This is a genomic window from Streptomyces sp. NBC_01622, assembly GCF_045209635.1.
Classification (GTDB): domain Bacteria; phylum Actinomycetota; class Actinomycetes; order Streptomycetales; family Streptomycetaceae; genus Streptomyces.
Genome location: NZ_CP109293.1, coordinates 7,129,874 through 7,142,592 on the forward strand (window position 1 = coordinate 7,129,874; position 12,719 = coordinate 7,142,592).

Sequence of the window (12,719 nt, forward strand, 5' to 3'; positions counted from 1 at the left end):
TCGGGCTGATTCCGGTGAAATGGTTTGCGGAATTCCATCGGTCAGGGATTCGGGCAGGGGAGGGAATTCCCGTTTCCCCGATATTTGGGAATCCTGTGAGATTCCCATGGCTTCCGGGGTGGCTTTCCGGGGAGGTCTGGAGCGGGTGGCCCATGCATCCAGTGATCACGCGGGGTCGCGCGAGCGGGATCGGTGCGGTTTCACCTGTGGTGTTGACGCGCGGTGGCCGTCTCCTCGCGCTCGGGGCAACGTCTCGAAGTCAATCTCGGGACATAACGATCGAGTCGTGAATGACCTTGAGTGGAGGTCTGCCGGGCGGTGGGAGGGCAAGGACGATCTCGGGGCGAGTGGAATTGTCCAGACGTTCGAACCGACGCCGAGGGCGGCAGCGCTTGTGGCGGCGGTGCCGATACGGGGTCAATGGTCAATACCTGTGGCGGAGTTGTCCGGCGGCAGTGCAAAAAGCCGTATCTCAACCGAACGTGATCGCTTGATTCGCTGGTCGGGCATGGTGTTGCTCGGGTTGAGGGAGGCATGCGGCGTCTTGCGTCCGCTTGCTGGCCGAGAGGTGCGCGGTGGCCTCGGTACCGAGACCCTGATGGACGTGCTGCCGCGCTGGGCGTGGATCCGGCGCCGTGCGCCCGCGCGGGACATCGCGGACTTCGACGGCGGTCAGCCGCTGCGGGTCGTCGGTTCACGCGGAGCACCGGCGGGGCCGTCGAGGTCTCGGCCGGCAAGGACAGGGAGACCGCGAGGCTGAGGCAGGGGCTGCCTTCGGCTCGCAGCCTGTGAGGCGCCGGTCCGGAACGACGTCGCCCCGGCCGGATCGGAGTCCGTTCGGGGCCTGTTCCCGCGCGCCCCCAAGTGCAGATTCCGGCCATGGCGGCCTTGACCCGGTCGAACTCCTCGCGCTCCAGGAAGACCATCTCGTCCTCGATGCCGTTGTCCACGCGGGGGAGGCGGGTCAGGGCGCAAGGGTTGGCGGCACGAAGCTGTGGCTGTGCCTCCACGGCGGACTGGAAGATCGAGTACAGGGTCCCGTGGAGGTTGGCGAGGGTCTTCGGGCTCAGCGGCTTGCGGACCCACTCCTCCTTGTTCTTCTTGTCCCGCTCCCAGGGCTCCAGGGCGTTCACCCAGCGCCGGATGTCACTGGAGGTGATGGCCTCCGCGTCGCAGATGTCCTTGTCCCTGAAGAAGGGGATGAAGTGGTTGCGTATTTCCCGGCGGTAGTCGTGCCGGGTGCGGATCTCCACGCCGGTGAGGGTCTCCACGAAGTGTTCGGCTCGCGTGGCGAAGGAGGCGACGGTCTTGTTCTTGCCGTCCTCGCCCGGCTGGACGAAGCCCTCGCCCGGCTGGACGAAGCCCTCGCCCTTGACCCACCCCGGCGGCCAGTGCTGTCGGTGGGCGTCCACGAGACTCTGGAACTGCTTCGCATCCGGCTCGGAGTCGAAGACCTCGGACTGAGGGGTGCCGTCCCTGGCACCACCCTCACGCCACCGGACCTGATGCGTGGTGCTGCCGTCCCTGCAGACGCACTTACGAGCGCTCGCCATGAGGGGAACGCAGGACCCTTCTTCAAGATCCCGGCCGGCCGCCAGCGTGGGCCGCAGAGGAGCAAAAAGAGGCCGCCAACCCGCCTATCGCAGGTCAACGGCCTCTCGTAAGAGGGTGAGTGACGGGACTTGAACCCGCGACTTCCTGGACCACAACCAGGTGCTCTACCAGCTGAGCTACACCCACCATGCCCGGTCGTTCACTCTGCGAGTTTCCGACCGGCCGAGAAAAAGTGTACAGGGTCCGAAGGGGTGCTCGCGCACGGCTTTTACGGGGTGGGCTGGACGTGCTTCGCGGCGATTGTGCGGGCGGTGTCGGAGTCGGGACCGGGCTGCGGGACGAAGATCGCCTCGCGGTAGTAGCGCAGCTCCGCGATGGACTCGCGGATGTCGGCGAGGGCGCGGTGGTTGCCCTTCTTCTCGGGGCTGTTGAAGTACGCCCGCGGGTACCAGCGGCGGGCCAGCTCCTTGACCGAGGACACGTCCACGATGCGGTAGTGCAGGTACTCCTCCAGGGTCGGCATGTCGCGGAGGAGGAAACCGCGGTCGGTGCCGACCGAGTTGCCGCACAGCGGGGCCTTGCCGGGCTCCTTGACGTGCTCCCGGATGTACGCGAGGACCAACTCCTCCGCGTCGGCCAGCGTCGTACCGTCGGCCAACTCGTCGAGCAGGCCTGATGCGGTGTGCATCTGGCGTACTACGTCCGGCATCGTCTCCAGCGCCTGGTCCGGCGGGCGGATGACGATGTCCACCCCCTCGCCGAGCACGTTCAGCTCGGAGTCGGTGACGAGGGCGGCCACCTCGATGAGAGCGTCGTCTGACAGCGAGAGGCCGGTCATCTCGCAGTCGATCCACACCATGCGATCGTTCATGTGTCTAACCCTAAGGTGCGCGCCGCCCGGCCGGACCGACCGTGCGGTGACCTTGTGGTGCGGGGGCTCGCGAAAACCCCCGGAGCTCTCGAAAAGCCCCGGAGCGTGCGAAAGCCCCGGAGATCTCCTGACGGAGACCCCCGAGGGCTTGCTGTCGCTACGTCGCGCTGCGCTGGCCGGGCAGGCTCGCCGCCGCCCTGCTCGTGGCGTACGCCTCACGGCCGTTCTCCGCCGCCGAAGCGGAGGAGGCCGACGCGGACGCCGCCGAGAGCGCGCTCGCCGCCGTACGACGGGTCTGCATCGGGACCGGGCCCTCCGGGTGGAGCGAGGGCGGCAGGCCCGCCGGGCCCAGGGACGACGGACCGCCGGGCTGGCCCGGGGCGCCGTCGCCGTCCACCTGCTTGTCGCCCTGTGGCCTGCGGGCGCGGTACGCGGCCCGATAGGCGGCGGGCGACGAGCCCAGCTGGCGGCGGAAATGGCCGCGCAGTGCCACCGGTGAGCGGAAGCCGCAGCGGCCCGCGACCTCGTCCACCGAGTAGTCCGACGTCTCCAGCAGGCGCTGCGCCTGGAGCACCCGCTGCGTGATCAGCCACTGCAGGGGAGCGCTCCCGGTGAGCGAGCGGAAGCGGCGGTCGAACGTACGCCTGCTCATGTACGCGCGTGCCGCCAGCGTCTCCACGTCGAACTGTTCGTGGAGGTGCTCCAGCGCCCAGGCGACGACCTCCGCGAGCGGGTCGGCGCCGATCTCCTCTGGTAAAGACCGATCGAGGTAGCGCTCCTGACCGCCGCTTCGGCGAGGGGGGACCACCAGGCGCCGGGCGAGCGCGCCGGCCGCCTCGTTGCCGTGGTCCGTCCGCACGATGTGGAGACAGAGATCGATTCCGGCCGCCGTACCGGCGGACGTCAGTACGTCTCCGTCGTCGACGAAGAGTTCCCTCGGATCCACGTGCACCGACGGATAGCGCTTGGCCAGCGTCGGCGCGTACATCCAGTGGGTGGTCGCGGGACGGCCGTCCAGCAGGCCCGCCGCAGCCAACACGAACGCGCCGGTGCACAGGCCTACTATGCGGGCCCCTTCTTCATGCGCCCGGCGCAGTGCGTCGAGTGCCTCCTCCGGCGGCGGCGCGGTGATCGACCGCCAGGCAGGCACGACGACGGTGCCCGCCCGCGAGATCGCCTCCAGGCCGTGCGGCGTGGTGAGTTCCAGCCCGCCGGTGGTGCGCAGCGGACCGTCCTCGCCGCCGCACACAAGTAGGCGGTAGCGCGGAACTCCGGCGTCCTGCCGGTCGATGCCGAACACCGACAGCGGTATGGAACTCTCGAAGATGGGGCCGCCGCTGAACAGCAGCACCGCGACGATCTCCTTGCGGCGTCGCCCGGAAAGCTTCCGGGCCGCGGCTTCCGGCGCGGCAGTGGAGTCGTGGCTCATACTGCTAAGCCCCCCTCGGTGGTCGCGGCTCCTCGGTTGTGTCGCTCCTGCACGTTTCCCCTCGGTCCTGCACGAGTCCCCCGCCGTAAGACGTCAAGATCGAATCTACTGTGTCCAGTGGTGCCGGGGTGACCAGTTCGGCAACCGGCATATTGTCGACATGGCAACTTGGCGTGAAGCATTCGATCACGAAGCGTTGCACTCGTGGGCCGTGCAGGGAAGTGCGCCTCCCCGTAGTGGCCAATCCCCGTAGGGTGCGCAGGGCCTCCCAGACCCTTTCGGTGCAGGTGGAACGGGGGTTGGGGGGTGGTTCGGACAACAGATGCGCGGTGGCCGGAAGTTGGCTGAAAAGCGTCGGGCGCGTGCGCGGAAACCGGTCAGTCGACCGGTGTACTTCCTCCGGCGTGCCGACCGCCCCGGTGCGCCCCCGCCGCCGCCCGGTGACGGTGGCCGCGGTACGGGGACTCCTCCTTGTCCAGCAGCCGGGCCGTGCCCCGCTCGGAGCGGCGCAGCAGCACCTGGCAGGCGGCGGTGACGGCCGCGAGACCGAGGGCCGTGCCGGTGGCGCCGGCGAGCGAGGTGCCGTACCAGAGGAGGACCAGGGGGACGAGGACACAGCTGAAGACCGCCCAGCGGACCACGTCGGTGGCGGTGTCCGGGCCGGGGTGTGCCTCGGAGGTCGTACGGTGTCCGGACATGGCGTGCTCCCTGGGGCGGCGGTTCGCCGGGTTCAACGCTTGTTCGATGCGTCGGTCACTGTAGGGCAGCCCATGGGCGGACGCGGGGATAAGTGAATCCTGTGCAAACCGCCTGTACGGGGCAGCAACCATTGCGTCACGGGCGCCCCCTCGTGCATGCTCCGTGGAACTCCGCCGGAGCGTGTGCGGGATATGGGCTAAGGAGGACTGGCGCCGTACCCTTGGGGGTATGGGGTTGGGAAGATGATTCCCGGACACAGCTCCGCCGCACACTGTTGTCCCCTCCCAAGAGGATCAAAAAGCCGAGACACCCATGGCCGGTCACGAATCTTTCGAACCCGCGGACCGCAAGCGGCCCGTCGCCGATCCCACGGCGGCCGAGCCCCTGGCGGCGGAACAGCCACGTCATTCCTGCGATCCCGCCTTCAAGCATGGCGTCGTCGTCGGTTTCGACGGCTCCACGTCCAGTGAGCGTGCCCTCGCGTACGCCATCGGCATGGCCCATCGTTCGGGCGCGGGCCTGGTCATCGTGCATGTCGCCAACCGGCTGCCCACCACGGTGTGGGCGGGCTGCGAACCACCGGTCTTCGTCGATGTGCCGGATCACCGCACCGAGGTGCTGGGTCTTGAACTGGCGTGTGCGGAATACCTCGCCGAAGTGCCCTGGATCCTCGTCGAGCGCGGTGGGGACATCTGCCACGAACTCGAAGAGGTGGGGCGGGAGTACGAGGCGGACGCGATCGTCGTGGGCTCGACCCACGGCATCGTCGGACGCATCTTCGGCTCCGTCGCGGGGCGGCTCGCGAAGCGGGCGCAGCGGCCCGTCGTCGTCATCCCGTAGGTCGTAGGTCCAACTCGCCGGTCGGCTCCGAATTCACTGCTGTGCAGAGGTGTTTGTGTCCTTGTGAAGGGCATATATCGGTCACACCGCACAACCGCACATGCATGAAGGGAGCCCGCCGTGGACAATGACGTCTCCGCGGGAAGCACCACCTCGATCGTCGGCCGACTCGCCCTGGGAATCACCCTGTTGGCCTTCGGGCTCGGGTACACGGATGTCATCAACGGAGTGTCGGCGGCTGACGCCGTGTCACTCGCTCACTACGTAGGCGGAGTTGCGCTCTTCGTCGCCGGGCTGTTCGCGTTCCGCGACGGCGACACCGCTACTGGTACGGCCTTCTCGGCGTTCGGTGCGCTCTGGTTCACCTGGGCCGTCAGTGCGGGCAACTCCGTGTCGGACAATGCGGCGGGGTTGTTCCTGGTCCTGTTCGCCCTTGTCGCTCTCTCTGTGACCCTCGCTGGTGGGGATCAACTCACCCAGGGGACATACGGGTTGTTCTTCGTCTCCCTCGTGCTTCTTGCCATCGCGCAGTTCGCCGGCAACGACGGGCTGAGCAAGGTCGGGGGGTGGTTCGGTGTCGCTGCGGGGGCTGTTGCCTGGTATTCGGCGACGGCGGCTCTCGCGCACTGGCCGACGGTTCTTCCTCGTCGGGCTGCGGGTCGGGGCGTGACGGCTACCAGTTGACCGGCAGTTAGGAAGGCCCCCCACGTGTATGAGGCACACGTGGGGGGCCTATCCGTTCGTCGGCCGCTACCGGCCGGTGGGGGTTGCTCGCGCCCACGCGGCGGAGCCGCAAATTGACTCAGCCCCGCGCCCCTAAAAGCAAAAGACCTACTCGACCGTTACCGACTTCGCCAGGTTCCTCGGCTTGTCGATGTCCCGGCCCAGCGCCAACGCCGTGTGGTACGCGAGGAGTTGGAGCGGGATGCCCATCAGGATCGGGTCCAACTCGTCCTCGTTCTTCGGGACCACGATCGTCTGGTCGGCCTTCTCCTGCTCTTGGTGGGCCACCGCGAGGATTCGGCCGCTGCGGGCCTTGATCTCCTCCAGAGCGGCGCGGTTCTTCTCCAGGAGGTCGTCGTCGGGGACGATCGCTACCGTGGGGAGGGCCGGCTCGATCAGGGCGAGGGGGCCGTGCTTCAACTCCGAGGCGGGGTAGGCCTCGGCGTGGATGTACGAGACCTCCTTGAGCTTCAGGGAGGCCTCGCGGGCCACCGGGTAGCCCCGGACGCGGCCGATGAAGAGCATCGAGCGGGCCTCGGCGTACCCGGCCGCCAGCTTCTTGATCTCGTCCTCGCGGTCGAGGATCTCGGAGATCTGGGCCGGCAGCTTGCGCAGGCCCTCGATGATGCGCTTGCCGTCGCGGACCGAGAGGTCGCGGGTGCGGCCGAGGTGGAGCGCCAACAGGGCGAAAGCCACTGTGGTGTTGGTGAAGCACTTGGTCGAGACGACACAGACCTCGGGGCCCGCGTGCACGTACATGCCGCCGTCCGCCTCGCGGGCGATCGCCGAGCCGACGACGTTCACCACGCCGAGGACGCGGGCGCCCTTGCGCTTCAACTCCTGGACCGCCGCCAGGACGTCGTACGTCTCACCGGACTGCGAGACCGCGATGTACAGCGTGTCGGGGTCAACTACCGCGTTGCGGTACCGGAATTCGGAGGCGGGCTCGGCATCGGCGGGGATGCGGGCCAGCTCCTCGATCATCTGGGCGCCGATCATGCCCGCGTGGTACGAGGTGCCGCAGCCGAGGATCTTGACGCGGCGGATCTGCCGGGCCTCGCGGGCGTCCAGGTTGAGGCCGCCGAGGTGCACGGTGGAGAAGCGGTCGTCGATGCGGCCGCGCAGCACGCGGTCCACGGCGTCGGCCTGCTCGAAGATCTCCTTGTGCATGTAGGTGTCGTGGCCGCCCATGTCGTAGGAGGCGGCCTCCCACTCGACGGTGGTCGGCTCGGACGTGGTGCGGGTGCCCTCGGTGGTGTATGTCCGGAAGTCGTCGGCCTTGAGGGTCGCCATCTCGCCGTCGTCGAGGGTCACTATCTGGCGCGTGTGTGTCACCAGTGCGGCGATGTCCGAGGCTACGAACATCTCCTTCTCGCCGATGCCGAGGACCACCGGGGAGCCGTTTCGGGCCACCACGATGCGGTCGGGGAAGTCGGCGTGCAGCACGGCGATGCCGTACGTCCCCTCGATCACCCGGAGCGCCTGGCGGACCTTCTCCTCCAGGGTCTCCGCCTGGGAGCGGGCGATGAGGTGGGTGAGGACCTCGGTGTCGGTCTCGGAGAGGAACTCGACGCCGTCCGCCTCGAGCTTCTTCCGGAGGTCCGAGGCGTTGTCGATGATGCCGTTGTGGACGACGGCGACCTTGCCGTCGGCCGACAGGTGCGGGTGGGCGTTCACGTCGGAGGGGGCGCCGTGCGTGGCCCAGCGGGTGTGGGCGATGCCGGTGGTGCCCTTGAAGCGCGCCGGGACCTTGGCCTCCAGGTCACGGACCCGGCCCTTGGCCTTGACCATCTTCAGGCCGGCCGTCTTCGGGGTCGTGACGGCGATGCCCGCCGAGTCGTAGCCGCGGTACTCCAGCCGCTGCAGGCCCTCCAGCAGCAGCGGAGCAACGTCACGCTTGCCGATGTATCCGACGATTCCGCACATATACAAGTGTTCCTAGCCGTAGACGATGCGGCGCAGCTGCCTGAGCGTGAGCTCCGGCGGTGCGACCGCCCGGTATTTCAGGTCCGCCTCGATCCGGTCGAAGATCGTCGCGTTGACCAGGCCCTGGGCCTGGAGCTCGCGGTGGCGGCGACGGACGTACTCCTCGGTCGTCTCGTCGAAGTAGGCGAGCACGTCCTGGATCACCCGCAGAGCCTCGCCCCGGTTGAGGGGGGTGGAGCGCGTCAGATGATCAACGAGTTCGTCGTGCACCCGGTTGATCCTGGAGTACCGAAGAAGGGTTTGCAAGAATCCTGCCCGATATCGGGCAACGGTCTGTTGAAAGTCTTATGGGGCTCTGTTCGTAAGCTGTCCATCCTGTGTCTTGCGCCTCGTTGCTCATATGGACGAGTTTCAGTCGCCATGGACATTCCTCGTATGGGAGTACCCGAAGAGCTCGCCGAGCGCATGAGCATGGCGGAGCAGCACGAGTACCTACGCTCCAAATTCTCCCGGCGCACGATGATCAGAGGCGGCGCCGTGACCCTCGGTGCCGTCGCCGGCGGCGTGTTCGTACCGGGCGCGGTCGCCCAGGCGGCCGTCCCCAGCCAGGCCTCCGCCACCTATGCCGCTACCTCCACCGCGTCGTCGGTCGACGGGGCCCTCGTCGCCCCGTTCGGCCGCCACCTCGCGTTCGGCAACGACCCGAGCACCGAGGTCACGGTCTCCTGGCAGGTCCCGACCAACGTCAAGAAGCCGTTCGTCCGGATCGGCGCGCACCCCTGGGACCTCTCCCGCAAGATCGAGGCCGAGGTGCGCACCCTCTACACCCCGGCGGGCGTCGGCGCGAGCGGCGACCACACCCAGTACTACCTGCACGCCAAGCTGACCCACCTGCGCCCGGGCCGGACCTACTACTACGGCGTCGGCCACGCGGGCTTCGACCCGGCCGAGGCCCACCTGCTCGGCACCCTGGGCACCTTCACCACCGCGCCCGACCGCGCCGTGCCGTTCACCTTCACGGCCTTCGGCGACGAGGGCGTCGGCTACCACGGTCTGGCCAACAACAGCCTGCTGCTCGGCCAGAACCCGGCGTTCCACCTGCACGCCGGCGACATCTGCTACGCCGACCCGGCCGGTGCGGGCAAGACCGCCGACGCCGGCTTCGACTCGCGGACGTGGGACCTGTTCCTCGCCCAGACCGAGTCCGTCGCCAAGTCCGTGCCGTGGATGCCCGCCTACGGCAACCACGACATGGAGGCCTGGTACTCGCCCAACGGCTACGGCGGCGAGGACGCCCGCTGGAACCTGCCGGACAACGGCCCCGACAAGACGAACCTGCCGGGCGTCTACTCCTTCGTCTACGGCAACACGGCGATCATCTCGCTCGACGCCAACGACGTGTCCTTCGAGATCCCGGCCAACCTCGGCATCTCCGGCGGCACCCAGACCAAGTGGCTGGAGGCGCAGCTCAAGAAGTTCCGCGCGGCCGAGGACATCGACTTCGTGGTGATCTTCTTCCACCACTGCGCGTACTGCACCTCCACCGCGCACTCCTCGGAGGGGGGAGTGCGAGGCGAGTGGGTGCCGCTGTTCGAGAAGTACACGGTGGACCTGGTCATCAACGGCCACAACCACCAGTACGAGCGCACCGACGTCATCAAGAAGAACGCCGTCGTCAAGAAGCTGCCGATCGGCGGCACGGCGTACCCGGAGACCGAGGGTGTCGTCTACGTGACGGCCGGCGCGGCCGGCCGCAGCCTGTACGCGTTCTCCGCCCCGGACTCCTACGAGGGTCACGTCGCCGACGTCGACTCCGTGGCCGCCTTCGTCAACACGAAGGACGGCAAGGTCAACGAGACGGTCGCCTGGTCGCGCGTGCGCTACCTCAACTACTCGTTCCTGCGCGTGGATGTCCAGCCCGCCTCGAAGGGCCGTACGGCCACCCTGACGGTCCGCGGCATCGCCGAGACCGGTGCCGAGATCGACCGCTTCACGGTCGCCCGTAAGGCCAAGTAAGTCCGGATTACGCCCGGAAGGCGGGGCGTACTCATTACGCAGGCGGTCCTCACATCCGTTTGAGGACCGCCTGTTTGGCCATCGAGAACTCCTCGTCCGTGAGCACCCCGTCCCGGTGCAGCTCGCCGAGTTCCCGCAGCCGCCGCAGCAGCGCGTCGTGGCCGTCCTCCGCCGCGGCCGTCAACTGCCGGGCGGGCTCGGGCCGTTCGGGTCGTACGTCCGGCTCGGCGGCGGGGTGCGGGAGCCGGGCCTGGACGGCTGCGGCGATCAGGGCCATCAGCGAGTCCTTCTTGAAGCCCCACAGCTCCACGGAGTTGGGGTCGTACTTGGGCGGCGCCTTGGTCGGCGCGTGGCGCACCGCGAAGCGGATGTAGCCGTTCTCAAGACCGGCCGACGGCCGCCACTCCACACCGACGAGGTCCGTGACGGCGAGAGTGCGGGCGCCGGCGGCGGACTTGGCGTCCTCGGTCTTCCAGTTCCACTCCAGCCGTACGTGCTCGCCGTCGAAGCTCGCGGTGCCGTCCCCGGCGGAGACGGAGAGCGGCACGGCCGGGCCCGGCAGCAGGTACTCGGCCACCGGGTCCGCCGGAACCCCGTCGAGCAGCAGGGCGTTGCGCGCCTCGTCCACGAAATACTCGGCGACGCCGTACCGGTCCGATTCGACGGTCAGTTGATAGGGGTCGTCGCCCTCGGCGAGCCGGCCGCCGGTGGCGTGCAGCAGCGGGTCGGCGCCGTCGCGCAGCCGCAGTCGCAGCCGCCCCGACTTCCGGCCCTGCTCGAACGAGACGCCCGCCAACGCGCCCAGGGGAACGACGAGTTCTCCCAGCGTCCTGCGGAACAGGCCGACGTTCTTGTCCCGTCCGGGAGTCAGCCGCAGGGCGTCGCCGTCGAAGATCCAGGTGCCGTCCTTCTGGATGATTTCCGCCATAGGAGGGATTCTTCCATCGCCGTGGCGACAGAATGGTCTGTACCTGTCCGGCTGCAAGGAAGGGACCGCTTGTGAGACACCTTGTGAGACAGCGCCACAGAACGACCCGCCTCCTCGGTTCGCTGCTGCTCGTCGCCGCCGCGAGCGTGTCCGTCGTCGGCGCCGCACCCTCCGCCGAGCCCGCCGCCGTCACCCCGCTGGGCCGGGTGGTCCCGGCGCCCGCCAAGGTCACCCCGGCGGGACACCCGTACCAGATCACGAGCGGCACCCGGATCCGCGTCGACGACACACGCGAGTCGCGCCGGATCGGCGCGTACCTCGCGGGCATTCTGCGCCCCTCCACCGGCTACCGGCTGCCGGTCACCTCGCGGGGCAAGGGCGGTATCCAACTCCGGCTGGCCAAGGGCACGTTCGGCGCCGAGGGCTACCGGCTCGTCAGCGGGACCTCCGGAGTCACCATCACCGCGAGCAGGCCCGCCGGACTCTTCCACGGCGTCCAGACCCTCCGCCAACTCCTGCCCGCCGCCGTCGAGAAGAACTCCGTGCAGCGCGGCCCCTGGCGGATCGCCGGCGGCACCATCGAGGACTCCCCGCGCTACGCCTACCGCGGTGCGATGCTCGACGTCTCCCGGCACTTCTTCACGGTCGCCCAGGTCAAGCGCTACATCGACGAGTTGGCGCTCTACAAGATCAACGAACTGCATCTGCACCTCAGCGACGACCAGGGCTGGCGCATCGCGATCAACTCCTGGCCGCGCCTCGCGACTTACGGCGGCTCGACCGAGGTCGGCGGCGGCGCGGGCGGCTACTACACCAAGGACGACTACAAGGAGATCGTCCGCTACGCCGCTTCGCGTTTCCTGGAGGTCGTCCCCGAGATCGACATGCCCGGCCATACGAACGCGGCCCTCGCCTCCTACGCCGACCTGAACTGCGACGGCGTGGCACCCCCGCTCTACACGGGCACGGACGTCGGCTTCAGCTCGCTGTGCGTCGGCAAGGACGTCACGTACAGCTTCGTGGACGACGTGATCCGCGAACTGGCCGCGCTCACCCCGGGCCGCTATCTCCACATCGGCGGCGACGAGGCGCACTCCACCAGCCATGAGGACTACGTCAAGTTCATGGACCGGGTGCAGCCGATCGTCACCAAGTACGACAAGACGGTGATCGCCTGGCACCAGATCACCGGAGCGCATCCGGTCAAGGGCGCCCTCGCCCAGTACTGGGGACTCGACGACACCGACGCCGCCGAGAAGGCGCAGGTCGCCGAGGCCGCGAAGAACGGCACCGGACTGATCCTCTCGCCCGCCGACCGGGTCTACCTCGACATGAAGTACACCGAGGACACCCCGCTCGGCCAGGACTGGGCGGGCCTGGTCGAGGTCAAGCGGTCCTACGACTGGGACCCGGGCAACTACCTTGCCGGGGTGCCGAGTTCGGCGATCCGGGGCGTCGAGGCGCCGCTGTGGTCCGAGACCATCGTGACCGGCGCGAACATCGACTACATGGCCTTCCCCAGACTGCCGGGCGTGGCCGAGCTGGGCTGGTCGCCGGCCTCGACGCACGACTGGGACACGTACAAGGTGCGGCTCGCGGCGCAGGCCCCGCGCTGGGACGCGCTCGGGATCGACTACTACCGGTCGCCCCAAGTGCCGTGGCCCGCAGGCTAGTTGAGCTGTATTCGGGAATGGGGCGGGCACCCCGGAGGACCGTACTCCGGGGTGCCCGCC

The 12,719-nt window shown here is 68.6% G+C and carries 11 protein-coding genes and 1 tRNA gene; 4 read left to right on the plus strand and 8 right to left on the minus strand.

Annotated features, from left to right (window positions below; translation table 11 throughout):
* Positions 1–200: 200 nt before the first annotated feature.
* The 5 genes from OH768_RS32910 to OH768_RS32930 all read right to left on the minus strand — a co-directional run bounded on the left by OH768_RS32910 (position 201) and on the right by OH768_RS32930 (position 4,552).
* On the minus strand, positions 201–1,553 hold the full coding sequence (locus OH768_RS32910) for a hypothetical protein (RefSeq protein ID WP_406459592.1): 1,353 nt from the start codon (positions 1,551–1,553) through the stop codon (positions 201–203).
* 114 nt (positions 1,554–1,667) lie between these two features.
* A tRNA-His gene (locus OH768_RS32915) sits at positions 1,668–1,740 on the minus strand.
* Positions 1,741–1,822: 82 nt separating this feature from the next.
* Positions 1,823–2,425, minus strand: a complete 603-nt coding sequence (gene orn, locus OH768_RS32920) for an oligoribonuclease (protein WP_406459593.1) — start codon at positions 2,423–2,425, stop codon at positions 1,823–1,825.
* A gap of 157 nt (positions 2,426–2,582) precedes the next feature.
* Entirely contained in the window at positions 2,583–3,854 is a 1,272-nt protein-coding gene (locus OH768_RS32925; RefSeq protein ID WP_406459594.1) for a helix-turn-helix domain-containing protein, read from the minus strand.
* 377 nt (positions 3,855–4,231) lie between these two features.
* The gene (locus tag OH768_RS32930; protein ID WP_406459595.1) at positions 4,232–4,552 is read right to left on the minus strand and encodes a hypothetical protein; all 321 of its coding nucleotides are present in this window, start codon (positions 4,550–4,552) and stop codon (positions 4,232–4,234) included.
* A gap of 313 nt (positions 4,553–4,865) precedes the next feature.
* Here OH768_RS32930 and OH768_RS32935 point away from each other — a divergent pair, with 313 nt between their 5' ends.
* Both OH768_RS32935 and OH768_RS32940 read left to right on the plus strand, forming a co-directional pair.
* Positions 4,866–5,393, plus strand: a complete 528-nt coding sequence (locus OH768_RS32935; RefSeq protein ID WP_406459596.1) for a universal stress protein — start codon at positions 4,866–4,868, stop codon at positions 5,391–5,393.
* Between the two features lie 120 nt (positions 5,394–5,513).
* Complete coding sequence (locus OH768_RS32940) at positions 5,514–6,077, plus strand: GPR1/FUN34/YaaH family transporter (protein ID WP_406459597.1); 564 nt, start codon at positions 5,514–5,516, stop codon at positions 6,075–6,077.
* A gap of 147 nt (positions 6,078–6,224) precedes the next feature.
* Here OH768_RS32940 and glmS read toward each other — a convergent pair whose 3' ends face one another.
* Both glmS and OH768_RS32950 read right to left on the minus strand, forming a co-directional pair.
* Positions 6,225–8,042, minus strand: coding sequence for a glutamine--fructose-6-phosphate transaminase (isomerizing) (glmS, locus tag OH768_RS32945; RefSeq protein WP_406459598.1), 1,818 nt, complete (start codon positions 8,040–8,042; stop codon positions 6,225–6,227).
* A gap of 12 nt (positions 8,043–8,054) precedes the next feature.
* Positions 8,055–8,312: a hypothetical protein gene (locus OH768_RS32950; RefSeq protein ID WP_352184416.1), complete on the minus strand. Its 258-nt coding sequence runs from the start codon at positions 8,310–8,312 to the stop codon at positions 8,055–8,057.
* A gap of 165 nt (positions 8,313–8,477) precedes the next feature.
* Between OH768_RS32950 and OH768_RS32955 the strand changes: the two genes are divergently transcribed.
* Positions 8,478–10,058 carry a purple acid phosphatase family protein gene (locus OH768_RS32955; RefSeq protein WP_406459599.1) on the plus strand — a complete coding sequence of 527 codons (1,581 nt, stop codon included), beginning with the start codon at positions 8,478–8,480 and terminating at the stop codon, positions 10,056–10,058.
* Positions 10,059–10,107: 49 nt separating this feature from the next.
* Here OH768_RS32955 and OH768_RS32960 read toward each other — a convergent pair whose 3' ends face one another.
* Positions 10,108–10,986 (minus strand): DUF4429 domain-containing protein, encoded by an 879-nt coding sequence (locus OH768_RS32960; protein WP_406459600.1) that lies wholly within the window; start codon positions 10,984–10,986, stop codon positions 10,108–10,110.
* An 83-nt stretch (positions 10,987–11,069) separates the two neighbouring features.
* On the opposite strand from OH768_RS32960, the gene OH768_RS32965 reads away from it, so the two are divergent.
* Positions 11,070–12,659, plus strand: coding sequence for a beta-N-acetylhexosaminidase (locus tag OH768_RS32965; RefSeq protein WP_406465541.1), 1,590 nt, complete (start codon positions 11,070–11,072; stop codon positions 12,657–12,659).
* Positions 12,660–12,719 lie beyond the last annotated feature (60 nt).

Coding starts and splice junctions, on each gene's coding strand:
- OH768_RS32910 (WP_406459592.1), bottom strand. CDS start 1,553: ATGGCGAGCGCTCGTAAGTGCGTCTGCAGGGACGGCAGCACCACGCAT.
- orn (WP_406459593.1), bottom strand. CDS start 2,425: ATGAACGATCGCATGGTGTGGATCGACTGCGAGATGACCGGCCTCTCG.
- OH768_RS32925 (WP_406459594.1), bottom strand. CDS start 3,854: ATGAGCCACGACTCCACTGCCGCGCCGGAAGCCGCGGCCCGGAAGCTT.
- OH768_RS32930 (WP_406459595.1), bottom strand. CDS start 4,552: ATGTCCGGACACCGTACGACCTCCGAGGCACACCCCGGCCCGGACACC.
- OH768_RS32935 (WP_406459596.1), top strand. CDS start 4,866: ATGGCCGGTCACGAATCTTTCGAACCCGCGGACCGCAAGCGGCCCGTC.
- glmS (WP_406459598.1), bottom strand. CDS start 8,042: ATGTGCGGAATCGTCGGATACATCGGCAAGCGTGACGTTGCTCCGCTG.
- OH768_RS32955 (WP_406459599.1), top strand. CDS start 8,478: ATGGGAGTACCCGAAGAGCTCGCCGAGCGCATGAGCATGGCGGAGCAG.
- OH768_RS32960 (WP_406459600.1), bottom strand. CDS start 10,986: ATGGCGGAAATCATCCAGAAGGACGGCACCTGGATCTTCGACGGCGAC.